Origin of the sequence: Streptomyces sp. NPDC079141, from assembly GCF_040686775.1 — a bacterium.
Lineage (GTDB): Bacteria > Actinomycetota > Actinomycetes > Streptomycetales > Streptomycetaceae > Streptomyces.
On record NZ_JBFBLP010000001.1, the window covers coordinates 763,526 to 788,262 of the forward strand.

26 protein-coding genes and 3 pseudogenes are annotated in these 24,737 nt (G+C 70.6%); 11 read left to right on the forward strand and 18 right to left on the reverse strand.

Annotated features, from left to right (window positions below; all coding sequences use genetic code 11):
• The first annotated feature begins 68 nt into the window (after positions 1 to 68).
• On the forward strand, positions 69 to 761 hold the full coding sequence (locus AB0Q90_RS03515) for a CDP-alcohol phosphatidyltransferase family protein (protein ID WP_363158766.1): 693 nt from the start codon (positions 69 to 71) through the stop codon (positions 759 to 761).
• Positions 762 to 791: 30 nt separating this feature from the next.
• Here AB0Q90_RS03515 and AB0Q90_RS03520 read toward each other — a convergent pair whose 3' ends face one another.
• Entirely contained in the window at positions 792 to 1,136 is a 345-nt protein-coding gene (locus AB0Q90_RS03520) for a helix-turn-helix transcriptional regulator (protein WP_363158767.1), read from the reverse strand.
• 138 nt (positions 1,137 to 1,274) lie between these two features.
• Here AB0Q90_RS03520 and AB0Q90_RS03525 point away from each other — a divergent pair, with 138 nt between their 5' ends.
• From AB0Q90_RS03525 to AB0Q90_RS03545, 5 genes are all read left to right on the forward strand, one after another.
• Positions 1,275 to 2,252 carry a zinc-binding dehydrogenase gene (locus tag AB0Q90_RS03525; protein ID WP_363158768.1) on the forward strand — a complete coding sequence of 326 codons (978 nt, stop codon included), beginning with the start codon at positions 1,275 to 1,277 and terminating at the stop codon, positions 2,250 to 2,252.
• A 121-nt stretch (positions 2,253 to 2,373) separates the two neighbouring features.
• A complete protein-coding gene (locus AB0Q90_RS03530) occupies positions 2,374 to 2,913 on the forward strand; it encodes an EF-hand domain-containing protein (RefSeq protein ID WP_363158769.1) in 540 nt (179 codons plus the stop codon).
• A 317-nt stretch (positions 2,914 to 3,230) separates the two neighbouring features.
• Entirely contained in the window at positions 3,231 to 3,824 is a 594-nt protein-coding gene (locus AB0Q90_RS03535; protein ID WP_363158770.1) for a DUF6875 domain-containing protein, read from the forward strand.
• Positions 3,821 to 4,021, forward strand: coding sequence for a hypothetical protein (locus tag AB0Q90_RS03540; protein ID WP_363158771.1), 201 nt, complete (start codon positions 3,821 to 3,823; stop codon positions 4,019 to 4,021). The genes AB0Q90_RS03535 and AB0Q90_RS03540 overlap by 4 nt, the downstream gene beginning before the upstream one ends.
• A gap of 96 nt (positions 4,022 to 4,117) precedes the next feature.
• Entirely contained in the window at positions 4,118 to 5,395 is a 1,278-nt protein-coding gene (locus AB0Q90_RS03545; RefSeq protein WP_363158772.1) for a hypothetical protein, read from the forward strand.
• A gap of 27 nt (positions 5,396 to 5,422) precedes the next feature.
• Here the strand turns inward: AB0Q90_RS03545 and AB0Q90_RS03550 are convergent, their stop codons facing one another.
• From AB0Q90_RS03550 to AB0Q90_RS03565, 4 genes and pseudogenes are all read right to left on the reverse strand, one after another.
• Complete coding sequence (locus tag AB0Q90_RS03550; RefSeq protein WP_363158773.1) at positions 5,423 to 5,803, reverse strand: nuclear transport factor 2 family protein; 381 nt, start codon at positions 5,801 to 5,803, stop codon at positions 5,423 to 5,425.
• 120 nt (positions 5,804 to 5,923) lie between these two features.
• Positions 5,924 to 6,973, reverse strand: a pseudogene (locus tag AB0Q90_RS03555) (amidohydrolase family protein); the annotation flags it as partial.
• A 42-nt stretch (positions 6,974 to 7,015) separates the two neighbouring features.
• On the reverse strand, positions 7,016 to 7,213 hold the full coding sequence (locus tag AB0Q90_RS03560; protein ID WP_363158774.1) for a hypothetical protein: 198 nt from the start codon (positions 7,211 to 7,213) through the stop codon (positions 7,016 to 7,018).
• The gene (locus tag AB0Q90_RS03565) at positions 7,210 to 7,668 is read right to left on the reverse strand and encodes a PLP-dependent transferase (RefSeq protein ID WP_363158775.1); all 459 of its coding nucleotides are present in this window, start codon (positions 7,666 to 7,668) and stop codon (positions 7,210 to 7,212) included. The genes AB0Q90_RS03560 and AB0Q90_RS03565 overlap by 4 nt, the downstream gene beginning before the upstream one ends.
• A 102-nt stretch (positions 7,669 to 7,770) precedes the next feature.
• On the opposite strand from AB0Q90_RS03565, the gene AB0Q90_RS03570 reads away from it, so the two are divergent.
• Together AB0Q90_RS03570 and AB0Q90_RS03575 are read left to right on the forward strand one after the other, a co-directional pair.
• Complete coding sequence (locus AB0Q90_RS03570) at positions 7,771 to 8,046, forward strand: hypothetical protein (RefSeq protein WP_363158776.1); 276 nt, start codon at positions 7,771 to 7,773, stop codon at positions 8,044 to 8,046.
• Positions 8,047 to 8,107: 61 nt separating this feature from the next.
• Positions 8,108 to 8,638, forward strand: coding sequence for an NUDIX domain-containing protein (locus AB0Q90_RS03575; RefSeq protein WP_363158777.1), 531 nt, complete (start codon positions 8,108 to 8,110; stop codon positions 8,636 to 8,638).
• An 81-nt stretch (positions 8,639 to 8,719) separates the two neighbouring features.
• Here AB0Q90_RS03575 and AB0Q90_RS03580 read toward each other — a convergent pair whose 3' ends face one another.
• The 4 genes from AB0Q90_RS03580 to AB0Q90_RS03595 form a co-directional block, all read right to left on the reverse strand.
• Complete coding sequence (locus AB0Q90_RS03580) at positions 8,720 to 9,106, reverse strand: DUF4440 domain-containing protein (RefSeq protein ID WP_363158778.1); 387 nt, start codon at positions 9,104 to 9,106, stop codon at positions 8,720 to 8,722.
• A gap of 312 nt (positions 9,107 to 9,418) precedes the next feature.
• On the reverse strand, positions 9,419 to 10,429 hold the full coding sequence (locus tag AB0Q90_RS03585) for a helix-turn-helix domain-containing protein (protein WP_363158779.1): 1,011 nt from the start codon (positions 10,427 to 10,429) through the stop codon (positions 9,419 to 9,421).
• A gap of 173 nt (positions 10,430 to 10,602) precedes the next feature.
• Positions 10,603 to 11,901, reverse strand: a complete 1,299-nt coding sequence (locus tag AB0Q90_RS03590; protein ID WP_363158780.1) for an amidase domain-containing protein — start codon at positions 11,899 to 11,901, stop codon at positions 10,603 to 10,605.
• A 29-nt stretch (positions 11,902 to 11,930) separates the two neighbouring features.
• Positions 11,931 to 12,416 (reverse strand): hypothetical protein, encoded by a 486-nt coding sequence (locus AB0Q90_RS03595; protein WP_363158782.1) that lies wholly within the window; start codon positions 12,414 to 12,416, stop codon positions 11,931 to 11,933.
• A gap of 263 nt (positions 12,417 to 12,679) precedes the next feature.
• On the opposite strand from AB0Q90_RS03595, the gene AB0Q90_RS03600 reads away from it, so the two are divergent.
• Complete coding sequence (locus AB0Q90_RS03600; protein WP_363158783.1) at positions 12,680 to 14,353, forward strand: helix-turn-helix domain-containing protein; 1,674 nt, start codon at positions 12,680 to 12,682, stop codon at positions 14,351 to 14,353.
• Positions 14,354 to 14,394: 41 nt separating this feature from the next.
• Here the strand turns inward: AB0Q90_RS03600 and AB0Q90_RS03605 are convergent, their stop codons facing one another.
• Positions 14,395 to 14,772, reverse strand: coding sequence for a nuclear transport factor 2 family protein (locus AB0Q90_RS03605; protein ID WP_012895409.1), 378 nt, complete (start codon positions 14,770 to 14,772; stop codon positions 14,395 to 14,397).
• A 231-nt stretch (positions 14,773 to 15,003) separates the two neighbouring features.
• Here AB0Q90_RS03605 and AB0Q90_RS03610 point away from each other — a divergent pair, with 231 nt between their 5' ends.
• On the forward strand, positions 15,004 to 16,119 hold the full coding sequence (locus AB0Q90_RS03610) for a hypothetical protein (protein WP_363158784.1): 1,116 nt from the start codon (positions 15,004 to 15,006) through the stop codon (positions 16,117 to 16,119).
• 162 nt (positions 16,120 to 16,281) lie between these two features.
• On the opposite strand, the gene AB0Q90_RS03615 is transcribed toward AB0Q90_RS03610, so the two are convergent.
• From AB0Q90_RS03615 to AB0Q90_RS03625, 3 genes are all read right to left on the reverse strand, one after another.
• Positions 16,282 to 17,400: a hypothetical protein gene (locus AB0Q90_RS03615; protein WP_363158785.1), complete on the reverse strand. Its 1,119-nt coding sequence runs from the start codon at positions 17,398 to 17,400 to the stop codon at positions 16,282 to 16,284.
• 93 nt (positions 17,401 to 17,493) lie between these two features.
• A complete protein-coding gene (locus AB0Q90_RS03620) occupies positions 17,494 to 18,441 on the reverse strand; it encodes a sigma-70 family RNA polymerase sigma factor (RefSeq protein ID WP_363158786.1) in 948 nt (315 codons plus the stop codon).
• Positions 18,438 to 19,859, reverse strand: a complete 1,422-nt coding sequence (locus AB0Q90_RS03625) for a DHA2 family efflux MFS transporter permease subunit (RefSeq protein WP_363158787.1) — start codon at positions 19,857 to 19,859, stop codon at positions 18,438 to 18,440. Before AB0Q90_RS03625 ends, AB0Q90_RS03620 begins: the two co-directional genes overlap by 4 nt.
• A 133-nt stretch (positions 19,860 to 19,992) precedes the next feature.
• Here AB0Q90_RS03625 and AB0Q90_RS03630 point away from each other — a divergent pair, with 133 nt between their 5' ends.
• Positions 19,993 to 20,283 (forward strand): hypothetical protein, encoded by a 291-nt coding sequence (locus AB0Q90_RS03630; RefSeq protein ID WP_363158788.1) that lies wholly within the window; start codon positions 19,993 to 19,995, stop codon positions 20,281 to 20,283.
• A gap of 194 nt (positions 20,284 to 20,477) precedes the next feature.
• Here AB0Q90_RS03630 and AB0Q90_RS03635 read toward each other — a convergent pair.
• From AB0Q90_RS03635 to AB0Q90_RS03655, 5 genes and pseudogenes are all read right to left on the reverse strand, one after another.
• Positions 20,478 to 20,777 (reverse strand): annotated as a pseudogene (locus tag AB0Q90_RS03635) (winged helix-turn-helix domain-containing protein); the annotation flags it as partial.
• 144 nt (positions 20,778 to 20,921) lie between these two features.
• Positions 20,922 to 22,142 (reverse strand): annotated as a pseudogene (locus AB0Q90_RS03640) (response regulator transcription factor); the annotation flags it as partial.
• A 754-nt stretch (positions 22,143 to 22,896) separates the two neighbouring features.
• Positions 22,897 to 23,799 (reverse strand): cytochrome c biogenesis CcdA family protein, encoded by a 903-nt coding sequence (locus AB0Q90_RS03645; RefSeq protein WP_363158789.1) that lies wholly within the window; start codon positions 23,797 to 23,799, stop codon positions 22,897 to 22,899.
• Positions 23,800 to 23,804: 5 nt separating this feature from the next.
• Positions 23,805 to 24,374 carry a redoxin domain-containing protein gene (locus tag AB0Q90_RS03650; protein ID WP_363158790.1) on the reverse strand — a complete coding sequence of 190 codons (570 nt, stop codon included), beginning with the start codon at positions 24,372 to 24,374 and terminating at the stop codon, positions 23,805 to 23,807.
• Between the two features lie 32 nt (positions 24,375 to 24,406).
• Positions 24,407 to 24,601, reverse strand: coding sequence for a helix-turn-helix domain-containing protein (locus AB0Q90_RS03655; protein ID WP_363158791.1), 195 nt, complete (start codon positions 24,599 to 24,601; stop codon positions 24,407 to 24,409).
• Positions 24,602 to 24,737: the final 136 nt, after the last annotated feature.

Genomic DNA, 24,737 nt, shown 5'->3' on the forward strand with positions numbered 1-24,737 from the left:
CCTGCCTCCTTATGGTGGGTCCAGCCGACGTCGGCCCGCGCGCGCGGAAGGGATCGTTCAAGGTGTCCGTGTCAGATCTGACCAGCAGCCGCGCCGCGACCAACGCCCTGCTGCGGATGCTGCCGCAGGGCCGCTGGAGACCCGGCGCCTTCGGGCGGTTCCTGGCGGCGTCCGCCCGCCGGTCGGTGCGGCAGGCGTCCCTCCGGCCCCGGGCGCTCGCGCAGGCCACCGCCGTGCACGGCGTGCTCCTCGTCGTCGCACGGCATCGGGCGGGTCGGCGGTGGGTGCTGACCAGTTGGAGCCTGGTCGTCCTGCATCTGGGTCTGCTGGAGCACCGCGACCGGCTCGCACCGGCCGACGTCCTCACCCTGATCCGGGGAAATCTCCCGGCCACCGCCGTGGGGGCGAGCCACTGGTCGGGGGTGCTGGCCGTCGCCCTCGATGTGGCCGACGGGCGTCTGGCCCGCCGCCAGGCCACGGTGACCCCGTTCGGTGACTACGCCGACTCCCTCGCCGACGCCGCGTTCTGGACCTGGCTCACCGTCCGGCACGAGCCCAGCCGCACGCTCCGCGCGGCTGCCGTCGCCGCCTGGGCCGTGCCGGTCACGGCGATGACCGCCGCCGGCATCGGCCGGGGTGCCATGCCCGACCGACCCCGCCCCGCGCTGCTGCGCCCCGCGGCCGCGCTGCAGACCGTTGTCGCTCTGCGCCGGCTGCGGCGGATTCGCCCGGGCACGGCGCCCGCGCTGCCGCGCAGGTGAACGACCCTCAGGACTGCCCCTCCGGCCGCGTCAGTCCACGCTGTCGGCGCGCAGCAGCAGATCGAGCAACCCGGGAAAGCGCGCGTCGAACTCCTCGCGGCGCAGGCGGTTGACCCGCTTGGGCCCCTCGTCGCGCTGTTCGACCAGCCCGGCGCCGCGCAGGACCGAGAAGTGATGGCTGAGCGCGGCTTTGCCGACGGGGACGTCGAAGCTGCCGCAGCTGCGGGTCCATTCGGCGGAGCCCGCCAGCTCGCGGATCAGCTGGATGCGTACGGGGTCGGCGACCGCGGAGAGCGCGGTCAGGACGGAGACGTCCCCGGGATCGGTGTGGACCGGCGCCGCCCGGTGACTGCCGCCCGCGGCCTGCTTCGTCATGCCCCTCTCCCTGCCGTGCGCATCCGTGCCGCGCCACTCATTGAAGTGTCACAGCCCCTTGCCCAGTGTTCGATGAATATCTTACAGTCCCACTGTTCGCTTTCCATTGAACACTCAGTCGAGGGGTGCGTTCCACTGATGCGTGCAGTTGAGTTCCGGGAGTACGGCGATCCCGAGGTCCTGAAGATCGTGCAGGCCGAGACCCCCGAGCCGGGGCCGGGCCAGGTGACCGTCGACACCGCCTATGTGGGCGTGAACTTCGCGGACCTCAAGGCGCGCGCCGAGGGCTACCGGGTGGAATCCTTGCCCTTCCGACCGGGCCTGGAGGTCTCCGGACGCATACGGGCCGTCGGTCCCGGCGTCGAGGGACTGCGCCCCGGTCAGGAGGTCGCCGCCCTCGTCGGCGGCGGCGCCTACGCGGAGGTGGTCGTGGCCGACGCCGCCACCGTCTTCCCGCTCCCGCAAGGCCTCGACCTGCGCACGGCGGCCACACTGCCCACCGTCGTGCCGACCGCGCATGCCCTCCTGCACGAGGTCGGCCGGCTGCGCGCCGGGGAGAGCGTGCTGGTGCACGGCGCGGCGGGCGGCATCGGCACGGTGGCCGGACAGCTGGCCCGGGCCGCGGGCGCCGGCGCGGTGTACGGCGTGGTCTCCTCCCCCGCCAAGGCCGACCACGCCCTCAAGTACGGCTACGACGAGGTGTTCACCGCCGACACCTTCGCCGACGACGTCCGCCGCGTCACCGGCGGCAGGGGCGTCGACCTGGTGCTCGACCCGGTGGGCGGCGACACCCTGCGCCGTGGCCTCGACTCGCTCGCCGTCTTCGGACGCCTGGTGTCCTTCGGCAACGCAAGCGGGGACCAGCCCTGGCAGGTGGGCCAGCCCGAGCTCTACGCACAGGGCCGTTCGGTCGCGGGCTTTTCCATCCTGGCCCTGGCGCAGACGGCGCCCGAGGCGCTGCGCGCGCTCGCCGAGCGGGCCTTCGCCAAGGTCACCGACGGCACCGTGGACCTGCCGGTCACCGCCGAGTTCCCGCTGGCCGAGGCGGCCGAGGCGCACCGGCTCATGGGCGGGCGCACCTCGACGGGCAAGCTGCTGCTGCGGGTGGCCGACTGAGCCTCGAACGGCGCAATGGGCTGCCGCGGATTCAGGTGGTGACGGGTCGAGGTCGTCGATAGGGGTGGATGTGCATGGCGCGGGTCAGACACCGCGCCGCCATCACAGCGAGGAGACGCTGATGAGCCTTGCCGACTACCAGGAGAAGATCGCCACCCGGTTCGACACGTTCGACCGCGATGGCGACGGAGCCGTGACCGTCGCGGACTTCGACGCCCTGGCCGTAGCCATCCTGGACGAGTACGGCCTGTCCGAGGACAGCCCGAAGGGCCGGCGACTGATGTCGGGCGCGGAGCACTTCTGGAGCAGTCTGTCCGGCATGGCCGACATGAACGCCGACACCGGCGTCAGCCGGGAGGAGTTCGTCGAGGCCGCGACCACGTACCTGTACAACGACCGTGCCGCGTTCCAGCGCATGGTGCAGCCCTGGGCGAGCGCCGTCATCGCGGTGGCGGACGCCGACGACGACGGCCAGGTGACGGTCCCGGAGTGGGAGCGCATGCTGCGGGCCATGCGCGCGACCCCGGAGCGGGCGCACGCCAAGGCCGCCGCGCTGGACGCGGACCACGACGGCGTGATCACGCTGGACGAGGTGCTGGAGTCCGCCGTGCGCTTCTATACCGCGGACGAGCCCAGCCGGGACTTCGCGATGGCACGCTGAGCATGCCCGTCGGCCCGGCGCCGGACCGCACCGGTCACCGCCGCGCTTGCGACCGTCCCGGGCCGATGTCTGCATCCGCTCCTACGGCGGTGTCGGCGCGGGGGTCCGCAGCTGCTCCGACGGTGGTGTCGGAGCGGGGGTCCGCGGTGGCTCCAACGGCAACGCCGGAGCGCATGTCCACAGCCGCCCCAACGGCGGTGTCGGCGCGCGGGCCCGTAGCCGCTCCAACGGCAACGCCGGAGCACATGTCCACAGCCGCCCCAACGGCGGCGCCGGGCCACGGGTCCGCAGCCGCCACCACAGCAGCGCCGACGCGCTTGCCCGCACCCCGGCCGCTGCGGGCGGTGCCGCCCCGTGCACCGGACGCGGTCGTCTGGCGCCGCGTCGCGGACTGGGCCGAGACGTATCTGACCGGCCCGCACGCCGAGTTGGGCCGCCCTGGGCCGGTCTGCCCCTTTGTGGCCGGGGCGCTCGCCCGCGACGGGCTGCAGGCAGCGGTGTGGCCGCACCGGCCGACGTCGGCCGGTCAGGTGGCCATGATCATGCGGGCTTACCGGGACTGGTTCCTGCGGCACGGGCGGTCCTCGGCGGTGCCGGACCGGCATCGGGCGCTGTGCGTGCTGTTCCCCGCGGTGCCTCGGGCCGATGTCGCCTGGGCGATCGACGGGGTGCAGCGGACGCTCAAGTCCGAGTTCGCCGAACAGGGGTTGATGATCGGCGAGTTCCACGACGGCCCGCCGCCGGCACCAGGGCTGTGGAACGCCGGCTTCCGTCCGCTGCACAGCCCGGTGCCCATGCTCGTGATCCGGCTGATGGTCCCCTCCGACCTGCCGTTCCTGTCGGGCGACCCACGTCACCTGGCGGCCTACCGGGCGCGCTACGGCACCCGGTCCGCAAAGGCCGAACGATGAGGCGCAGGGTGGTCGTTGGCGGCGGCGGTGCGACCGGCATCGCCGCCTTCATCGCCGCGGTCCGGCACCGGGCCGCCGAGCGCGACAGGTCCAGCGCAGTCGGCTTCCTTGAGGGGACCGCGGGGACGGACCCTGGGCAGACCGGCGGGGCCGACGTCGAGGCTGCCGCACCGGCGGAGGCCGGGCAGGAGGCCTGACTGTCCCGGTCGCCGTCGTTGTCAGTGCCGCGCCGTAGTCTCCGGATATGGCGCCCGTTCCGAGGAACGGGCGAAGCGACGGAGGCGAGGGGGGCAATGGTGCGCAGGCCGGTCGATGGCGAAGTGCACGTTCACTACGGCCAGATCTACGTCGAGAGCGATCCGGACGACTTCGGCCTCGATCTCGCGGAGGCGTTCGCGGGGCAGCAATCCGGGCTGTGCGGTGCGGCGGTCCCCGGCGCTCTTTGGCTGATGACCGGGCTGCACACGGGCAGCGTCGGCTTCACCGTCGAGGTCCACGACCACGCCCCGCCGCTGGATCCAGTGTGGGAGGACGTGGTGGAGGCATCCTTCCGGCCCGTCTCGGACAGCAGTTCGCTCGTGCAGTGGGCCGCCGAGGACTCCTGGGAGCTGGACCTGGCGGAGACCGACTACCGCGTGCGCTACTGCGCCCACGGCATGGACAAGGCACACGACTTCGACACCCGCCTCGACGAAGAGCCCCAACAGGACCGCTATCTCCTGCAGTTCTGGCCGGCCGCGCCCACCCCCGACCGCATCGTGAAGCAGACCTCCACGATCGCCGCCTACTGGCACGACTACGCCCGCCGGCAGCCGCCCCCTCCCACCCCCGCCGAACGCGCCGAAGCCGAACGTCAGGCCCGCGAGGCGCAGGAGAAGCAGGAGGAAGAGCGTCAGCTCGCCTACGAACGATGGGAGTGGGGCGGGCAACTGCCCAGCGAGGCCCTGCGCAACGTCGGTGGCAACGTACACGGCCTCCTCGACTTCGATCCCGCCCTCGTCCATGCCCTCGACGCCGCCGACCCCGCCGCCCAGCGTGCCGTGGCCCTGCTGGCGGCCCGCCGCGCCTGCGAGGCGGCCGCTCTGGCCGACCTCGACTGGATCGCCGCAGGACTCACCGCCCTGGCAGAAGAGCGGCCGCTGCCGCAGCCCCTCGACGACCCCGAACGCATGTGGCAGGCCCTGGACTCCGATCCCCGCGTCCCCGACAGGACCGTGGGCCGCGCCGTCCCGCCCCGGCGGCCCCCGTTCCAGCCACCCGGCCACGACGCTCCGGACACGGCGATGCCCCAGGTCGTGGGCCCCGCTGCCGCCATGGTGAAGCCACTGGAACCACAGCCCTGTGCCGACGCCGAAGGAACGCGGCCCAGGCTGCTGGTCACCATCGGCCCGCCCGACGACTCCCTGCCCATGTCCCAGCCGCACATGGCCCTGCCGGCACTCTCCGCGGCCGCCGAGCCCGACCCCCTCCAGGCAGCCCTCGACGCGGTGTTCGCGGCCGTGGTCACATACGGCGAGGACTTCCCCGCCCTCCTCCAGGAGATCTGGTCCTCGCTCCGAACCCGCCCGTAGACATCACCCAGGCCCGCCGCCTCCCCGTCAGAACATGGTGTTGTCGTTCGCGGATGTGCCGGGAACGACCTGGAGGACGTCCCAGTGCTCGACGATTCTTCCGTCGCTGTCGAAACGGAAGATGTCGATGCCCGCGTACTCCTCGTCGGGCCAGAACTGGTGGCAGTGCAGAACGACGTGATCGCCTTCGGCAAAGGCCCGTTTGAACTCGACGCGCTTGCCCGGGTACTCGGCGGCCATCCGCTCGAAGTAGTCCACGAACGCCTGCTTGCCGTCGGCCACGTGCGGATTGTGCTGGATGTAGGTGTCACCGACATAGCGGTCGAGGGCCTCGGCCGGGCGGCACTGGTTGAACATCAGCTCGTAGAAACCCTTGGCCGTGGCCTTGTTCTGCTCGGGGTCGCTCATGATGTCACCGTAGAGTCAGGCGCCGGTCGCAGCACGGCGAGCGCGGCAGGCCGGCGGCGGGCGTGGACGTCGTTCACGGCGACGGCGTACGCGCGTGGACGTGCGGGTCGGCGGCGACTCCTACTTCGATTCCGGCCGGGGACGCCACGTACCGTCGAGCGGAATGCCCGCGGCCGCCGCGATCCGATTGCGTGATTCGAGCAGCCTCGACCGCAGGGCTGCCAAGTCCACGTCCACCAGCACACCGTCGCGTTTGACCACGCGGCCGGCGACGAGGACGGAGTCCACCAGGCCGGGATGGCCGGCGCTGACAACAGTGGCGACCGGCTCGGCGACCGGGAACACCGTCAGGTCGTCGGTGCGCAGAAGGATAATGTCGGCATCCTTGCCGGGCGTGATGCTGCCCGTTCGGGCGGCGAGCCCGCACGACCGGGCGGCGTCGATGGTGGCGAACTCAAGGAGGTCCCGGGAGCGCAGGCCGCCGTCCAGGCCGCGCTGCACGGCGAAGGCGGTCCGCATCGTGGAGAACATGTCGCCGCCGACCGACGGAACGTCGTCGACGGACAGCGTGGGGCGCAGGCCGGCGGCCAGCGCCCGGCCGGTCATCGGCCATCCGAACCCCATCTTCAACTCGACGTCCGGGCTCACCGAGATCGAGCTGCCCGCGTCGGCGAGCAGGCGCAGCTCTTCGTCGCTGATCCCGTTGGCGTGCACGAACGTGGTCGTGTCCCGGAGGAGACCGTGCCTGTGCAGAGCGGTGATCGTGCCATCGGCTTCCACGTGCAGGCTGGTGCGCAGGCCGAGTTCGGCCGCCAGCTTCAGCTCCCGGGCGACGGTGTCCATGCCGGTGGCCTCGGGGCCCCGCAAGCCCAGCGCCATGGCGACCGGGCCGTCCCCGGCCAGGTCGGAGCGGACGCGGCGAATGTCGGCGTCGACGGGGTCGGGTGTGCCCCATCCGGCGCCGAGGCAGAAGATCGACCGCCCCGGCGCGTCACGCAGCGCGGCGACGGCGGCGTCCTCGTGCTCGTGGCCCTGCGCGACGTGGTACCAGTCCAGCATCATGGTCACCCCGGAGTGCAGGGCCTCCAGGCGGCCGAGCAGGGTGCCCGCGTAGACGTCCTCGGGCCGGTAGTGGGGTTTGACGGTGCCGTGCATGGCCGCCGCCCACTCGGGGAACGTCCAGTCCGCGCCGACGCCGCGGAACGCGGTCTGTCAGGAGTGGCGGTGGTTGTCGACGAAGCCGGGCATGACGATCCGGTCGGTCGCGTCGATCACCTCGGCGTCCGGCGCGTCGATGCGCCGGGCCACGTCGAGGATGACGCCGTCCTCGATCAGCACGTCGCCGCGGTCGAGATCGCCGACGGCCGGGTCCATGCTGACCACGGTGCCACCGGTGAGCAGGGTCTTCATGAGATGAACTCCTTTGGAAAAGCTGTGCATTGCTCAAGATCGTGCTGTTCGGCCGGCGCGGCGCCGCTCACTTGCAGGTCGCTCAGCCGGTCGCGGTGTCGGCGAGTACGGCGTCGGCCGCGGCGAGTGCGTCGGCGACCAGGTCGGGCGTGTCCTCGGTGCCCGCGGCAACCCGGAACCAGGCCCGGCGGAACCGATTCCGAGAGCTGTTCCTCGCTGAGCATTCCGCGCCACATGGACGCCGGATGCACGGCCAGGGATTCCACGCCGCCGAGGCTGGCCGAGCGGCGTGCGTAGCGCAGGTGGCCGAGGAAGGCGTCGGCCGTCTCGAAACCACCGGCGAATTCGAAGCCGAGCACCCCGCCGAAGCCGCTCCGGCCGGGATCTGAGTGCGCCGCGCACGTCCGACCGCAGTTCCGGTCAATCCGCCCCGAAGCGTCACGGTCATCTGTCACAGTCGACCGACACGGCTTTCACCGAGGAGCAACTTCCTCGCGCGACAGGGCCATGGGCCCTCTCAGGCCGCGGGAACAACGACACGCCACGGAGGGGGAAGCATGATCGCACGAGTAGCGGTGTGGGAACCGATGCCGGACGACGACCGGGACTGGGTGCTGGACGCGGCGGCCGGAGTCCCGGGCGTCCACGCTGCGTACCACCTCGTCGACCCGGCCACCGGCAACGGACTGTCCGTCGCGTTCTTCGAGGACGAAGCGGCTGCCGCAGCCGCCCGCCAGGCCATCGTGAAGCGCGCGAAGGAGATCGGCTGGCACAACACGCCTCACCCCGCGCCGACTTCGGAGACCATCTACCAGGTCATGCGCCATACGTAGCCGTCAATCCCCGACGTGCCACCCTCACCTGACGTCAGTGGGTTCTGCGATCGTGTGCGTCGTGGATGAACTCGTGGAACGTGTGGACGCTCAGGACCGCGCGCTGGGGGTGGTCGGTCGGTGGGAGGCCGTTCGGGAGGGCTGGCTGCACCGAGTTGCCACGGTGGTCTGCCGTGATGGGCAAGGCCGCTTTCTCGTCCATCGGCGTGCCGAGCAGCTGTCCCGTTTCCCAGGGCACTACGAACTCGGCGTCGGGGGCGCTGCAGGAGTCGGCGAGTCCTATGAGCAGGCAGCTGCCCGCGAGCTCAGCGAGGAGCTGGGAACGCCGGCGGCAGTGTGCCTTCGGTTCAAATTCCTCAACCGGAGCGGGCTCAGCCCCCACTGGCTTGGGGTGTGCGATGCCGTGCTTCCGGAGATCGCCGCCCCCGATCCGGGCGAGGTGGCCTGGCACGGGTGGCTGACCGAGTCCGAACTGCGGCGAGCTCTGCAGCAGTGGACCTTCACTCCTGACAGCCAGGAGATCTTCGATCGGTATCTCGCCGATCGAGCGCACGCTGGCGTGGATCATCAACGCCCGTCGCAACGCACGTGACCACGGGCATCAACGAGGACAAGCTGATGGCTTACGGTCTCGAAGGCGAGCCGCACTCCATCGGTGCTGTGATCTGCATGGCTACTCGGCCTCGGGCGGGACCGGGGTGGCCTGGTGGTAGTACATCTGCCAGCCCGTCTCCTCGCTGCGTTTGCGCCACAACGAGCTCCGGCGCGCCCGCCGTCCACCGATCGTGGTCTCGTAAGTGAGATGCACCAACCCAGGGGCCAGCAGGACACCCGTCATGTCCGAGGGTTCGTATCGAGGACCCTCCTCGGAACTGCCTGACATGTCCGGCAACTCGGCAAGCATCTGTTCGTAGGACCACCGCCGGCCTGAGGCACCAACCTCTACGAACTCCGGGTCCAGCAGCTGCCGGGACAGCCCACGCGACGTTCGCACGTTGGGGTCCATGAGCCGCAACTCGCCCTCGATTGCCTCGTCCACCTCATCTGTTTCAGCGCGCACATCCGCATCATTGCCCAAGCCGCCAGCCTTACCGCAACCGCGCCCGCCCGAGCCGGACCCAGCGCGCACCGCAAACTGACCCGTCCGCCGCCTGACGACAGCTCAGCAAGGCTTCGAGGGCGAGGACTTCCCGGTGCGCCGGGCCTTCGCCGGGGTGCCGCTGAGGTGTCCGCCCACACGGACACCGACATCCACCATCACGATGTCCTCGCCGCCGTGGCCTGACCGACCAGGCGAGCCACAGCCTGCGACATCAACCCCACAGCCAATCCGGCCTCGCCCGAATGGGTTCCGGCGATCGATGACCATCGCTCACGGGTGTGGAGTTCGTGGGGTTGGAAGGATTCGCCCGGTCGCGGCCGAAACTGTCGTTGCCGTGCTGGACAGTCGGCGCCATTCGCTGGGAGTCGTGCCGTAGGTTTCGCGGAATCGGCGGGAGAAATACGCCGGGCTGGTGAAGCCCCAGGAGCGGGCGACGGACTCGATCGTGCGGTGCTGAAGGGTGGGCGCGGCCAGGTCGCCGCGGGCGCCTTCCAGCCGGCGGCGGATGATCCACTTTTCGAGGCTGAACCCGCCGCTCTCGCAGAGCCGGTACAGGGTCCGCACGGACGTGTTGTGCGCCCAGGCGATGCGTTGGGGGGTCAGGTCGGGCTCTCTGAGGTGAGCACGGATGTACGCCAGAACGCGCGCGAGGAGCGTCTCCCGCGCGACCTGGGCGCGGATGCGATCGCTGCCAGCGACGGACACGATCCAGGCGCGGGTGAGTTCCGTCGTCGCATTGGCGAGGGCCTCGGCTTCCGGGCCGTCACCGATCTGGTCGGCGATACCGTGCAGACCCCGGACGTGATTCGCCAGCAGCCTGCCGACGGGACTGTGGCGAAGGAGGGGAATCGACGCGCGCACCGTGTCCGTCGGCAGAGTGAGGCGTTCGGTGTCGAGCATGAAGGCCAGCGTGCCCCCGATGTCGGACCAGGAGTATTCGTATCCGCTGGGCATGTGCGCCAGGGACAGGCTGTCCGGCGCCATGCGCTGCTCATGGCCGTTCCACGCGAAGCCGCCGTTGCCCTGGAGATGAACGTTGATCGCAACGGTGTCCATGCCGTCCCGTCGCGCCTGCCGGAGGGACCGGGAGATGTGCATGCCGGTGCCCTGGCTGGAGAACAGGGTGAGCGTTCCCAGACTCCACAGCTCGGTCCTTCGCCAGAGTCTGGCCTCGGGCTCCTCCTCCTCGACGGCGTCGACGCCGCCTTCCCCGATGGCAACCGCACGATAGGCGGCGATCCGTTCGTTCACCGGCACATCGTTCGTGTCCAGGACGAGCACAGCGTTTCCCCCTGTCGGATCGCCTCCCGGTACCGCCTCGTGCACGGCCCATTGTCAGTGCGGGGCATTGTGGTGACAAATGTGAGTTCATGGGACAAATAGTCTCGCCTGCGACAGGCCTCGGCGGGCACAGGCAAAACGCTCACGGCACACCCGCCCGTGCCGTACCGAGATCAGTCCGTCTCGAAGGTGTCGTTCACGTGCACCGGGTAGAAGTGGACCTTCATCTCCCGGCCGGCGGGCCAGTCGTTGGGCCGGCCGTCACCGTCGGGGTCCACCATCGGCGCGGTTGCGATCTTGATGCCCACGCTCAGCGGGATGTTGCTGCGATGCGGTGAGTTCTGCGAGTACGTGGGCTCGGTGAAGCCGAGTTCCGTGTAGCTTCCCGAGATTGCCATGGCGTGGTCGATCTTGCCGTCGGGAACGGCACGTTCGTCCTTCCAGGTGGCCGGGTCGTCCTCCAGGTTCTCGTTCCACCAGTCGACGAAGAGGGGATCTCCCGGCTTGAGGTTCCAGAGGTCCGCCTCGCCCGGCGGACCGTCCTGAAGCCGCGTGGCCCGGCCCGAGTCGATCGTGTACTTCCACAACTCGTAGGCGACCGACCAGCTCCGCGAGGGTCCCGCCGGCCCCCAGAGGTCGTAGTGCCAGTTCTCCTCGTCGCCCGGGTCGACTCCGTCCGCCAGCTCCCAGCCACCGCTGTGCAGTACCTGCGAGACGAAGTTGGTGCAGTTGTTGTCCTGTTTGGCCCTGTCGTACGTCGAGTTGTAGCGGTCCTCGATGTAGTAGGTGCCGTCCGACTGCTGGTAGACGGACTGCCCGGACCAGTAACGGGCGTACTCACCGGCCGCCGGCCGGTCGAAGGTCTTCGTGTCCAGGGTTCCCACGGGCTGGTCGGCGACGCCCGTGCGCTGCCGGGGCCCGGTGGCGAGTCCGGAGACCTCCTCATCGGCATCGGTCAGTGGGACGGTCGCGTACCTGACCTTCACGATGCGCCAGTTCTTCGACTTCTTCGGCCGCTCCAACTCGACGACGTACGGATCGCTGTACACGGATTCCCCGAGTTCCTTGTTGCTCCACTTCAGGGTGCTCGCCGAGGTGACGGTGACCTTCGCGCGGCGGCCACGGATGTCGACCTTGGGCTTGCGCGAGGTTCCCGTGCTCACCTCCTCGACGCGCAGCCCGCTTTCGGCCTCCACCTCCGCCGCGATACGAGACGTGTGGGCGGCCAGTCGCCGAGGCCCGTCGGCCATCTCGCCGTCTCCGAGGCGCGTCGCGGCGGTGTCCTCCGTCAGGAGCCAGCCCTTGTCCCGTGCGACGAAGTAGTCGTGGACCAGCCGCATGATCCGTTGCTTCTGCCCCTGGCCTGCGGGCGCATGTCCACCGGTGCCGGCCGCCTGGGCCGGCACCGTACCCGCTACGACCGCCAGGAGCAGGCCCGCGGCGACTGCGCACTTCCGTCTGTTCGGTTCCATTCCGTCCCCCTGCACCCGAGTGGTTCCGGTCACCGGACATCCCAGCTGATCCGGCAGAAGGGCACCCCGAAGCGGGCGTCCGTTCCACAGGTCGCCGTCTCGTTGTCCCGGATCTTCGTCCAGACTCCCTTCGTCTTCCATGACTGATCACCGTGGAAGTCGAGGATGTAGTCCTCGCTGTTGAACGTGACCGCGTCCACGTCCACCCCGCGGCCTCCGCGCCGCCCGCCCGACGCGAGGGGCTTCTGGGTGCACTTGGCGTACACCCATTTCTCCTTGTCTCCGCCGTCGTAGTTCCACACGTCGCAGCGGTCGGAACCGCGGCCGAGGTTGATGGTGCTGTGCATCGTGAGATGCGAGGTGTTCGACACTTCGCCGCACAGCTTTGGGTCGCCCTCCTTGTCCTTGCAGCCCTCGCCGGCCGCGTGAGCGGAACTCGGCAGGGCGATCAGCAGGGTGAAGGCGCCGACCGTCGCGGCGACGGCCGCGGACAGCGTCCTGGAGTGCCTGCGCATATGAATGTCCCCCGTGTTGTGGTCCGTACGGCTCCGTGGTCGCGGTGCCGCAGCCGGTCGTGCCGAAGGCCGGGAGGGGCTCCCCCCAGGCCCCTCCCGGCCGACCGCTTCAGACTCCCGGCGGCCGGGAGCCGGATCAATGAGGGAGCTGTTCCCAGTTGGGCGGGAACGGACTGAACCGCTGTGACCTGTTATTTCCCCTGGGAACGGGGACACCCCGTGGGATGCTGTCCCCCTTGGTGGCCGTCTCGGGGGAGGGCGTCTTGGACCAGGCGACGGGGGCACGTGAACTCGGCTTACTGTTGGCGGAGTTGAAGCGGCGCAGCGGACTGAGCTACCAGGAGCTGGCGGTCAGAACGTTCCTGAGCCGGACCACCGTGCACCGCTTCTGCAGCGGCGCACGCGTCCCCAACGACTACGCCGTCGTCGTCCAGCTCGCCCAGGAGTGCGGTGCCGGACCGGAAGACCTCAACAGACTCCTTCAGTACTGGCAGGCGGCCACCCGTACCGGAGACCCAGGTGCCGGAGCTCCGGGCGCCGCAGATCCCCCGCGCACGGATGCCCCACCGGTCCGTCCCCCCGAGCCCCCGCAGTCGACCCCGCGCCGGGCAGGCCGCGCCCGGGCCCCGGCTCGGTGGGTCCTCGGTCTCGTACTGGCCCTGGGCCTGTCCCTCACGGCCGTCGCAAGCGGACAGCTCGGGACCTCCACCGAGCCCTCGGTGACGGGCGGCGGCCCGGCTCCGCCGAGCATTCCCGCCCCGAGCTGGGAGGAGGACCCCTTCCCCGTGCCGCGGGCGATGTTCGGGGTCACCATGAACAGCAGCAGCGGTGCCATGCCCACGTTCCGGGTTGGAGGCGTGCGTTTCTGGGACAGCGAGACGCGGTGGGCCAACCTGGAGCCGGAGCGCGGCACCTACGACTGGGCGACGCTCGACCGGCTCCTCGACGGCGCCCACCGGGCGGGCCTGCCCACCCTCTTCGTTCTCGGCGGCACGCCCGCCTGGGCCGCGCCGGACGGGCGCAAGGCCGCCTACCCCGACGGCTCACGGGTCGCACCGCCCGACGACGTCGACGACTGGGACACGTTCGTACGGGCCCTGGTCCAGCGGTCGCACGGCCGTATCGACGCGTACGAACTGTGGGTGATGGCCAACGATCCCCACTACTACGACGGCAGCGTGACCACCCTCGTCGAGATGACCCGCCGCGCCGCCCGCATCATCCGCGCACACGACGAGCGGGCGGTGATCGTCTGTCCTTCCATGAGCCGCCTGTGGGAGGCGGAGGGACGGCGGATCCTCAAGGAGTTCGCCCGGCTCGGCGGCTACCAGTACTGCGACGCGGCGGGCGTCAAGCTCTACCAGCGCAACGCACAGGACCCGCCGGAGACCATGCTGCAGGCCCTGGAGCTGGCGGACCAGGCGTTCCACGAGGCCGGCGTGCACCCGGAGCTGTGGAACACCGGCACGACGTACAGTCTCCGCCTCCAGAAGAAGCCGAGCCGCGCCCAGGCCGCCGACTACGCGGTCCGCTTCTATCTGACAGGTCTGTACGCCCGCCGCTACGACCTGCAACGCATGTACCTGTACGCCTGGGGCAATGACCGCGTCCCCATCGTGCTCCAGCCTCAAGGGGGCTCCCCCACCCGCCCGGCGCTGAACGTGGAACGCCTCCAGCAGTGGATCGGAAACGCGCGCATCCACTCCTGCGGCCGCGGCCACCAGATCGACATGCCCGACAACGTCTGGCAGTGCGAGTTCCTCGTCGAGGACTCCGAGGGAACGCACACGGCACGCATCCGCTGGACGCACACGGGCCGGGCGAACACCCCGGTCGGGCCCGACGCGGTGACGGTCGCGCAGCTCGACGGCGCGGTACGCCACCTCCCCGCGGGCGGCTCCCTCCAGGTCACCGAGAGCCCGGTGCTGATCTCCTAAGGGTGCAAAGTTCAGCAGAAGGACAGCGACAGAAGGATGACTCAGGAGGCGGACGGCTCGATCTCCCCCGCGAAGACGATGACCTGGTCGATGAGGCTCCGTCGCAGGTGGACGACGTCCGTTCCCGTCAGGCGGGGGCCTCCATCAGGTGTGGTGAAGACCCACTGGTACCGGGCCCATTCGTCAGGCATGTCCACCGCCGAGCAGCGCACCATCGTGCCGGTCCCCGCCGGGTGGCGCCGGATGTCCAGCACGAACCGCTCGACCGCCGCGATTCCTTCGCTGCGACCCAACGGTCCCCAGAAGACCACGTCTGAGGTCAGGGCCTGGGAGAGCAGGGCAGTCACATAGCTGTCGTCCGAGGCGTTGAACGCGGAGATGAACGTGTCGATCGCGGAGCGTGCGGTCTCTTCCTGCATACCCCAGTAATACCAGCCGTTTCGCGTGCGCTCGTCCCACGAGCCGCCTTCCGATCACGGTGAACCATCCCGGTCACAGCACTGGCGGGCCGAAACAGTGGAACAGCCGGCCTGCTACGGCAGTCGGCTGGTTCGCGGCCGACTCCGAGGCGCGGGTCGGGCAGGCCCGCCCGGGAGCTGATAGGCCGTCACTTGTCATTCTCCCGTCGCTCACCGCAAAGGGGCTGGTCCATGCCGGGCACGCCGACGATCCGACGACGACTCAACCGCCTGTTCGCCACGTCCCTGGGCGCGGTGCTCGCGGTCACGATGCACGCGGCTCCCGCCCGGGCCGACGTGGGGGATGTGACGGAGTATCCGATCACGACCCCCGAGAGCTTCCCCGCCGGGATCACGGCGGGACCGGACCGGGCGCTGTGGTTCGCCGAGTCCGGTGCCAACAAGATCGGACGCATCACGACCGGCGGCTCCGTCACCGAGTTCGACGTACCCACCGAGTCGGCCTTTCCCTTCGACATCACGCAGGGTCCCGACCGCGCCCTGTGGTTCACCGAGGGCTTTGCCGACAAGATCGGGCGGATCACGACCGCGGGCGAGGTCACGGAGTTCCCCCTGCCCGACGCGGGCAGCTTCCCCACGGGCATCACGCTCGGTGCCGACCGCGCCCTCTGGTTCACCGAGAACGGCACGAACAGGATCGGGCGGATGCAGCCCGACGGAACCGTCACCGAGTACGCCATCCCCACGCCGGACAGTTTCCCGTACCACATCGCGGCCGGGCCCGGCGGTGTGTGGTTCACGGAGCTGATCGCGGGCAAGATCGGCCGGGTCGACGCCTCCGGCAACGTGACCGAGTATCCGCTGCCCACCGGCTTCGAGTTCCCGTCCGACATCGCGGCCGGTCCCGGCGGGATGTGGTTCACCGCGTCCGACCGGATCGGCCGGATCACCCCGACGGGCACCATCACGCTCTTCCCCCGCCCGAATCCGGGCGGAGGCGCCGACGGCATCACCCGCGGCCCCGACGGGAACATGTGGTACGCCGACCAGTTCGGCCACATCGGGCGGATCACCCCGACCGGGGAGATCACCGAGTTCCCGGTGCCGGGCGGCGCGGACAAGGTGCCCTTCAACATCGCCACCGGGTCTGACGGGAACGTCTGGTTCACCGAACTGTTCGGCAACGCCATCGGCCGTGTCGAAGCCCTGCCGGGCGGGGAGCCCGGGCCGAACGCGACCGCCGCCGCTCCGCGGTCGACACCGACGGGTCCGCGTCACGAACAGCCCCGACGCCTGCTGCCCTGCGGCACCGGGACACCGTCGGGCGCCGCCTTGTTCTGCCGCTGACGGAACGAGACCGGCTGAGCCCGGGCTCTCCGCTGTTCGGAGTCCTCGCAACGGCGCAGAGCCGTCCGCAGCCGCTCCAGCATGGTGTCCAACGGTGAACTGGAGGGTATGGCGTCCGGCTCGTGCCCGATCGGTGAGAAGACGTCGAGCGGCCGGGCCGGCTCACGCCTCCGCGTCCGCCCCCGCCGCCTCGATGACCCAGCTGCCTCGCGCCTGCACCTGGTAGACCCCGGGCCCCGGCAGGCGGAACGGCAGGTCGGCGTCGCCCTTGCCGCGGGCTGCCTCGGCCCACTCGGCGAGGTCGTCGTCCAGGGCCAGCAGTCGTACGTCCCCGCGGCCGCGGTGCCGCAGCACGGCCGGGCCGCCCGGGCCCGCGTACCGTACGAGGTCCCCGCCGCGCCCGTGGATCTGTTCGGTGAACTCCGGCAGGGCGTCGACGAGTTCGGCCCACGCCTCCCAGTCGGCCCGCGCCCCGCCCCGGAACTCCACCTGGAACCGGGCCACTTCGCGGTTGCCCGAGCGTCGTAGGGGCACCCGCGCGTGCACCGGCTCGAAGCCGTCGCCCAGGGTGTAGCCCTTGCGCTGGTTGCCGCGGAGCAGCAGCACGACGGTCAACTGCTCGACGCTGTCGGTCCGCACCACCAGGACGGCCGGCCGCCCCACGACCGGCAGGCTCACCCGCGCGGATCCAGGGCCCTGCCCGGACGTCCGCTTGCCCGGCTCGGGAGGGGTGTCGGTCCGGACCCGCCCCGGCTGCCGGACCACAGGCCCGGACCCGGCTCCCCGGCGAACGGGAAGTGCCCCTCCTCCCCGGCCGCGCCCCTCCTCCAGCCGCACCCCGCACGCGGCGCACACCGCGACATTGCGAGCCGCCCCGTCCGCCGGGGCCCAGGGCAGTTCCCGCACGGCCCGCCCGTGCCGGGCGTCGAAGAAGCAGAGCGGCAGCCGACGGGGAAGCGGCCGCCCCGCCCGGCGGGCGTCGAGACAGGCCAGCGCATGCCATCCGTCGTCCAACGCCGGCAGCACGTCGAGGGCGTCCTCCTGGTCCCGGTCCCCGATGAAGGCCCGCTTGGCCTCCTCGTACGCGTCGAGGGCCAGCCCCAGGTCAGCGCGCATCGCGTCGGTGGCCCCCGCCTCCCCCGGCGAGAAGTCGTGCTCGTCCAGCGCGACCCCGAACGCCGTGATCCTCGCCTCCACCGCGGCAAGCTCCTGCGAACGCCGCCGTGCCGACCGTCCGAACCATCCCCCGAGCCCGGCCCAGGAACGTCTCGCCTCGGCCATGTGACCACCCCCTCGGCGGTGATCGTATGCCGGGGCGAGGCCCCAGAAATCTACGCTCGCCCTCCTCTAAGAGAGCTGTCCGTTGAACGGGAGTCAGGCAAGACGTTCGAGCGGCAGACCGAGGGACGGGAACAGGTCGGGCCGGTGGAACGCGAGCACCGCGGACACCCCTGCTGCGGACGGCGTCAGCACCTGCAGGTAGCGGGCGTGGAAGAGTCCGTCGCTACCGCGGGTGTACAGGGCGAACGCGGGCTGGCCGTTGGCCGACGTCTCCACCATGACGCGCCGTCCCTCGCCGGGCACCAGTTTGGCGGCGAGCAGGCGCAGTACGTCCCCTCGGCCGCTGAACCAGGTCGGGATCGGGGGCATCTCCCACCGGACGTCCTGCGTCAGGAGCCCTTCGAGCGCGACCAGGTCCGCCCGCTCGAAGGCGCTGGCGTACTGATCGAGCAGGGCCCGGCGCCGGGGCTCGTCCGGTTCGCTGAACTGGTCCTCGGCCGGGGCGACCCGGGCGAGTTCGGCCCGTGCGCGCTGGAGCGAGCTGTTGACGGCCGCGGACGTGGTGCCGAGCACGGCGGCGACCTCGGAGGCCGGCCAGACCAGGACGTCCCGGAGAATCAGTACCGCACGCTGGCGCGGAGGCAGATGCTGCAGCGCCGCGACCATGGCCAGCCTCAGGCTCTGCCGAGTGCCCACGACGGCAGCCGGGTCGGCGCTCGTCAGATGGTCGGGGAACGGCTCCAGCCAGCTCGCCTCCAGCATCGGCGCGTCCAGGTCGTCCGGATCGGTTCCGGGCGCGCCCAGTGCCGAGGGCACCAGGCGGCGGCTGCTGTGTTTGAGGGCGTTGAGGCAGAGCCGCGTGGCGATCCGGTACAGCCACGTGCTGACCGAGGAGCGCTGCTCGAACTCCGCGAAGCCCTTCCAGGCGCGCACATACGTGTCCTGTACGACGTCCTCCGCGTCGTGCAGCGAGCCGAGCATCCGGTAGCAGTGCGCGATCAGCCCGCCGCGGACCTGCGCGAACTCGTCCTCCAGGTTCATCGAAGCTCCTTGACCGGTTCCGGGCGTGCCATCGGGGCACCCGGTTCCGCGCTGTGCCGTACGCCAATGCAGAGTCCCGCCGCCGCGCCGAGCAGCGACAGTACGCCGCTTGCGGCGAAGGCCCGGGTGAAGCCGGCGGGGAAGGACGCGTAGCCCCCGGCGGCGGCGAAGACGGCGGCCAGGACGGCCACTCCGACAGCACCGCCGAGCTGCCTCATCATGCTGTAGACACCGGAGGCGAGCCCGACGGCTTCGCGGGGCAGTGCTCCGACACTCGCGCTCTGCGCCGCCGGCAGCGCCATGGACACGCCGCACCCGGCCAGGACCAACGGCGCAATCAGGTCCCCGTACTGCGCCGTACCGCTGCTCACCATGCTGATCCAGAACATGCCGACGGCCTGCAGCCCGAGACCCGCCGCAACCAGCGGGCGTTCACCGACCCTGTCCACCAGGCGGCCGGCAAGCGGCGACACGAGGAAGAGCGTGCCGGTCCACGGCAGCAGCCGCAGCCCGGCCTCCAGCGGACCTGCGGAGAAGGCCGCCTGCATGTACTGGGCCATGAAGAACACCGCGCCGAACAGCGCCGCGGTGAGGAAGAAGCCCGCCGCGTTCCCGGCCGAGAACGCCCTCGACCGGAAACAGTCCAGTGGCACCATCGGCTGCGGTGCGCGGCTCTCCCAGACCAGGAAGGCCAGGAGCAGCAGGACTCCGGCCGACAAAGAACCGATCACCTCGGCACTGGCCCAGCCGGCCGGCGCACCACGGACCACACCCCACACGATGCCGAGCACGGCGATGGTGATCAGGGCAACGCCGGGCAGGTCCAGGCGGCGAGCCGCGCCCCTGCTCTCGCCGATCCGCAGCAGGACGAGCGGGATGGCCACCGCGCCGACGGGCACGTTGATCCAGAAGATCCACTGCCAGGCGAGACCCTCGGTCACGGCGCCACCGACAACCGGGCCGGCCAGCACGCCCAGGCCCGTCAGCCCACTGAACACACCGGTCGCCCAGCCCCGGCGTTCGGGCGGGAAGGCCGCCCCGATCAGGCCCATCGCCAGGGGCATCACGACGGCCGCCCCGATCCCCTGTACGGCCCGGGCGGCGATCAGCCACGGGACCGACGGGGCCAGCGCGCAGGCGGCCGAGGCGAGGGAGAACAGGCCCAGGCCTGCCGCGAACATCCGCCTCCGGCCCCAGCGGTCGCCCAGCGCCGCCGCGAGCATCAACAACATCGCGAAGCTGAGGGTGTACGCGTTGACCGTCCACTCCAGCTGCTCGATCGAGGCGCCGAGACTCTGCTTGATGCTGCTCAGCGCCGCCGCCACCACCAGCACGTCGAGCGCCACCATCACGGCGCCGAGCGAGGCCAGGCCCAGCACCCAGCGCTGCCCGGCCGTTGTCCGGTCCTTGCTGCCCACGAGAGGTCCTCCGATAAGTCGCTGTCACTGGTACTGACAACCCAGAGGGCTCCGACTCATCGCGCCGATGATTCGCGGGCGTTCGCGTTGTCAGAACCAGTGACAGTGCACCGAACGCACCGAGGAGAGCCCGATGAGCGCAGTGATCCGCTACCGGACCAAACCGGAATCGGCCGACGAGAACCAGCGACTGATCGAGAACGTCTTCGCCGAACTGGCGGCGGCCCCGGCCGGGCTGCGGTACAGCAGCTTCCGGCTGGCCGACGGAGTCACCTTCGTGCATGTCGTGGACGGCGAGGGCCTGCCCGAGCTGGCCGCCTTCCAGGAGTTCCAGCGCGACCTCGGCACCAGGCTCGCCGACGACCTCACTCGTGAGGAGGCCGCCCTGATCGGCTCCTACCGTCCCGATCGCTCGCGACGATAAGCGCCTGGTCTTCCGCAGGAGGAACGAGGAGAACCGGGCAACTCCCCACGCCCACGGTCAGGAGTCCGCACGGGGACGGCGATCGCAGCGTGCGATGCCTGGGTCACGTGCGGGGTTGAGGCGGGGCGGCAGTGCGCAAGGACCAGCTCATGCGCCCTGCCACCTCACCTTCGGAGCGGACGTTCCGGCCCCCGCTATGCGTCCGGGGCGACGAGACGGTAGCCGACACCGCGTACGGTCTCGATCAGGGTCGGCATGCGCAGCTTGGCGCGCAGGGAGGCGACGTGCACCTCCAGGGTCCGCCCGGGCGCCACCCAACTCCTGTGCCAGACCTCGCTGATGATCTGCTCGCGGCTGATGGCCACGCCGGGGCGGTGGGCCAGCAGGGCGAGCAGATCCCACTCCCTGGCAGTGAGTGGGACGACCGATCCGTTCACGCTGACCTGCCTGGTGGCCGGCTCGATGCGCACGGGGCCCAGGCGCAGAGCCGACTCACCGCCGGCGCTGTCGGGGCCTTGTGACTGAAGGATGCCGAGCACATTGCCCGCGTGCCCGTAGCCTGACCGGGACGATGAGGAGTCGGGCACCGCCGGGTTGCCCGCCGCCGATGACCCCGGCGTTCGGTAGAAGTAGCCCTCGCCCCGGGCGGATACGATCGCTGCGCTGCCGACAGCGGTTGACTCCAGCTTTCCTCGCAGGCGTGAGATGGTGAACTTGACCTTTGCCGTGTCCCGCCCGGTGGGGTCGTCCCAGGCTCTTGCGAGCAGTTTGTCGAAACGCTGGACGACTCCCGTGTTACGTACGAGCAGGTCAAGTACGCGGAACTCGATGGGCGTCAGCTTCAGCGGCGTATCGGCCACGCTGGCCTCGAAGCTTCGGGAATCGAGCCGTAGTAGGCCGTCGTCGTAGACGTCTTCCGTCCACCGCTGCGGCGACGCGCGGTGCAACAACCTCGCCATGCGGGCAAGGAGTTCCGCGGTCTCATAGGGCTTGACGAGGTAGTCGTCCGCCCCCAGGTGGAATCCGTGCAGACGTGACCGGACATCGCTGCGGGCCGTCACGACGATGACGGGCACGTCACTGACGGCCCGCAGCCGGGTCAGGATGTCGTAGCCGTCCGTGTCGGGGAGCCCGAGATCCAGCAGTACCAGGTCGGGCCGTCGAGCGTATGCCGCACGCAGGCCGGCCGATCCCGACCTCTCGGGGATGACGGTGTAGCGGTTCCGGGTCAGGACCACGTTCAGCGCCGCGGCGACGTGCGGATCGTCTTCGATGAGGAGAACGACTCGCCGGCGGACGACGGTGGCCGGCGCCGGCGCGACCGCCGTCGCTCCGTCGTCAGCCTTGGAGTCGTCCACTTCCTCGGGCAGCGGGCGAACCTCGACCGAGGAGGCCCGTACGCCGCCGTTGATCAGGAACGACATGGTCATGTCGTAGCACTCGGTGCAGACTTGGCTTCGGGTGCCTTCCACCATCAAGGTGTGCCGGGCGTTGCGGTCGCAGCGGCGGCCGGCGATGTCCGTGGAGCACTGGCGCGAAGCGGCAGCGCCGGCAGATTCCTTCTGCCGGTTTCGGGATCGCCGAGCGGCCGATCTGCAGAGGTCCGAGCAGTACCGGCGTGGCCGACCGGTGTCCGAGGCGGGCGGCAACGGCCCGCCGCACTCCCGGCACTCCCGGTCTGTCATCCCCATGACGCGGTCTCCTCCTCGTATGGACCGCGAGCATGACACGAAACCCGCTTTCGTGACGCGCTGTTGGGTGCAATTGGGAGAGCGCCCCTTGGCTGGGCTCAGCGGTCCATGTTCTCTTGGATACAGAGGGCCTGACCGCCTTCCGACGATCAGGCCCCCGGGTTTCATGGCCGCTCGTGCTTGCCGGCGTCGACGACCATGTCACCAACCGCGATGAGAGCCCTTGCCCAATGGGCAAGGGCCTCGTGCTGTTTCAGGGCCGCCACCGTGTCCACGACCACAAGCACGACTCGTAATCCCATCCACCACGAGCTCACATTCCGCGGATGCCACCTCATAGGCGTTCCAGGACCGGCCGAGGAGGGTTCATCGCCCTCCGCGTCCGTGCCCGGATCGTCCGGCTCCGAGGTCCGGCACATCGGCCACCTCCTCTCGACAGCGACCGCGACCATCGCGAGCTGTCGCGACGCGCACGCGGTGGATCCGCGAGTCGCCGATGGATCGCAAGAGAGGAGCTGAGCGGTGTGTGGGTCCTCATCACCTGAAGCGGTTCGCTTACCGTCCCCTGGAACGGCGCCCACCGGCAAGGATGCGCAATCAACGTAGCGCCGGCGCCAGTCGGGAACCCCGGAGCCGGCCGAGGCGATCGCCAGCACCACCGTGAGTGCCCGGCTGGGGCGCCCCCGGAACTGCCCGGCTATGACCCGGTGTGCGTGGCGACGGCCGAGCCGCGCGCCTTGGGCGGGGCGATGCCCTGTGTCTGAGCGACTGGCCCGGGGCGCAGTGTTCACGGTCCGTCAGGTTCTTCCCGGTGAGGTTGCCGACACCGCCCCGCGCTGACCGGATGGGCCACGACCACCGCGACGAGTTGCGATCGCGTCCTGTGCCAGGGCCGGGCCTGCGCCTCCTACCGGCCCAGGACTCAGGAGGTTCGCTGAGCGCGCCGGGGCGTGGGGCTGTTGTCGTTTCCGGCCTGTTCCTGCGTCCGGTTGTGACGGAGGTGGTGAAGTGCCAGTGCCGCGAGCAGCAGACCTGCGAACAGGGCCGCGATCAGGGGTGCGCCGATGCCGTCGAGGGTTTCGGCGATCCACCGCTGCACGGTGCTCGTCGCGTCGATGACGGGGTCTTCGGCGGGTGATCCGCGCAGGACGCGGATTTCGTACCAGCCGTAGTACGCCACATACGCGCCGACCAGGAGCAGCAGGCCGCCGCCGAGGCGGGAGGCGACTGCGCCGAGGCGGCGCAGGCGTCCGACGCGGGCGGTGCGGGTGAGTGCCACCGAGAGGGCGGCGGCCCCGACGATTACGCCCATTCCGGCGGCGTACGCCGTGAACAGCACCACGCCGTCGCCGGTGGAGCCGCTGCGGAACGCGGAGACGACGATGGCGAGGAAGGGGGCGATGGTGCAGCCCAGCGAGGCGATGGCGTAGGCGGCGCCGAACAGTGCCATGGACGGCACAGACCGGGTGACGGCGGGGGCGCGGCGGAGTTTGGGCAGTAGGGCGGGCAGCGTGCGGCCGGCGAGGAGCCAGGTGCCGACCAGGACGAGCAGCAGACCGAAGGCGATGGTGAACCATGGCAGGTGTTGCTGGACCTGGCCGGCGACGGGGGCGATGGCGAGGCCGAAGAGGGCGAAGACGCCGGTGAATCCGGCGGTCATGGCGGCGGTCGCGGCCAGGGCTCGGCCCACGGCGGCACGGCGGGTGGGCGAGTCGTCGCCGAGGACGAGCAGGGAGAGGTAGGCGGGCAGCAGCGCGAAGCCGCACGGGTTGACCGCGGCGAGCATGCCGGCGGTCAGCGCAAGGGCGAGGGGCAGGTCGGCCATGGGCGTCAGCCGGTGAGTTCGGCGAGTTTGTCGGCCAGTCCTTGGCCGCCGGGCAGGACCCCGGTGAAGACGGTCTTGCCGTCCTTGTCGAGCAGGACGTAGGTGCTCTGTTGGGTGATCTCGAACTTCTTCCAGATGTCGCCGGGCTCGTCGGACAGGTTGGGGAAGGCGCTGATCTTCGTGGAGGTAACGAAGTCCTTCATCGCCGCCTGTTCGTCGAGTCCGGCCACGCCGATGACATGGGCTTTGCCCTCGAACTGGTCGGCGACCTTGGCTGTTTCCGCCGCCTGGCCACGGCAGGTGGGGCACCAGGGGGCCCAGAACCACAGCACGGTGGGCTTTCCGGTCAGTGTTGCCCCGTCGAAGGGCTTGCCGTCGGTGGTCGTTGCGGTGAACCGCAGGGCCGCGGGCACGGCGGCGGGCGCCGTTGCGGTATCGGCCGGAGTGCCGGACGCCGTGGTGTTGCTGTCGGCGGCCGGGCCGGTGGATGCCGTGTCGCCGGTGTCCGTGCCGCAGCCTGCCAGGGTGAGCGCGGTGGCGGTGAGCAGGGTTGCGGCGAGGACGCGGGCACGCATGCAGGGCTCCTGACGGCGGTTCAAGGGGGCTCTCACGATAGAGCGATGGACGGCCGCTGCTGCCGGGCCGTGGTCTTACGAATGTGTGACGCCGACGGCTGTCCGGATGCGTCTTTGAGCCGTTCGGGGTCCAGGACGGTGATGCGTCGGCGGGCGAGCCGGATCAGGCCGTGGTCGGCGAAGTCGCGCAGGACCTCGGTGCAGGTCTCGCGGGAGCTGCCGGCCATCGCGGCGAGTTGTTCGTGGGTGAGGGCGATCTGCGGGTGACGGGCGCCGGGCCACAGCGGCGGCCGAGGATCGCGGTGATGCGGGCGGAGATCCGGGCGTCGGCCAGACGCGTCCGGCGGGCGAGGCAGGAGCCCG

Bases quoted from the DNA above. Each gene is read 5' to 3' on its own strand.
- AB0Q90_RS03620 (WP_363158786.1), bottom strand. From the start codon at position 18,441: ATGAACCTGGAGGACGAGTTCGCGCAGGTCCGCGGCGGGCTGATCGCG.
- AB0Q90_RS03560 (WP_363158774.1), bottom strand. From the start codon at position 7,213: ATGAAGACCCTGCTCACCGGTGGCACCGTGGTCAGCATGGACCCGGCC.
- AB0Q90_RS03545 (WP_363158772.1), top strand. From the start codon at position 4,118: ATGGTGCGCAGGCCGGTCGATGGCGAAGTGCACGTTCACTACGGCCAG.
- AB0Q90_RS03525 (WP_363158768.1), top strand. From the start codon at position 1,275: ATGCGTGCAGTTGAGTTCCGGGAGTACGGCGATCCCGAGGTCCTGAAG.
- AB0Q90_RS03530 (WP_363158769.1), top strand. From the start codon at position 2,374: ATGAGCCTTGCCGACTACCAGGAGAAGATCGCCACCCGGTTCGACACG.
- AB0Q90_RS03650 (WP_363158790.1), bottom strand. From the start codon at position 24,374: ATGCGTGCCCGCGTCCTCGCCGCAACCCTGCTCACCGCCACCGCGCTC.
- AB0Q90_RS03605 (WP_012895409.1), bottom strand. From the start codon at position 14,772: ATGCAGGAAGAGACCGCACGCTCCGCGATCGACACGTTCATCTCCGCG.
- AB0Q90_RS03550 (WP_363158773.1), bottom strand. From the start codon at position 5,803: ATGAGCGACCCCGAGCAGAACAAGGCCACGGCCAAGGGTTTCTACGAG.
- AB0Q90_RS03610 (WP_363158784.1), top strand. From the start codon at position 15,004: ATGCCGGGCACGCCGACGATCCGACGACGACTCAACCGCCTGTTCGCC.
- AB0Q90_RS03615 (WP_363158785.1), bottom strand. From the start codon at position 17,400: ATGGCCGAGGCGAGACGTTCCTGGGCCGGGCTCGGGGGATGGTTCGGA.
- AB0Q90_RS03570 (WP_363158776.1), top strand. From the start codon at position 7,771: ATGATCGCACGAGTAGCGGTGTGGGAACCGATGCCGGACGACGACCGG.
- AB0Q90_RS03540 (WP_363158771.1), top strand. From the start codon at position 3,821: ATGAGGCGCAGGGTGGTCGTTGGCGGCGGCGGTGCGACCGGCATCGCC.
- AB0Q90_RS03655 (WP_363158791.1), bottom strand. From the start codon at position 24,601: ATGGCCGGCAGCTCCCGCGAGACCTGCACCGAGGTCCTGCGCGACTTC.
- AB0Q90_RS03520 (WP_363158767.1), bottom strand. From the start codon at position 1,136: ATGACGAAGCAGGCCGCGGGCGGCAGTCACCGGGCGGCGCCGGTCCAC.
- AB0Q90_RS03590 (WP_363158780.1), bottom strand. From the start codon at position 11,901: ATGGAACCGAACAGACGGAAGTGCGCAGTCGCCGCGGGCCTGCTCCTG.
- AB0Q90_RS03595 (WP_363158782.1), bottom strand. From the start codon at position 12,416: ATGCGCAGGCACTCCAGGACGCTGTCCGCGGCCGTCGCCGCGACGGTC.
- AB0Q90_RS03645 (WP_363158789.1), bottom strand. From the start codon at position 23,799: ATGGCCGACCTGCCCCTCGCCCTTGCGCTGACCGCCGGCATGCTCGCC.
- AB0Q90_RS03630 (WP_363158788.1), top strand. From the start codon at position 19,993: ATGAGCGCAGTGATCCGCTACCGGACCAAACCGGAATCGGCCGACGAG.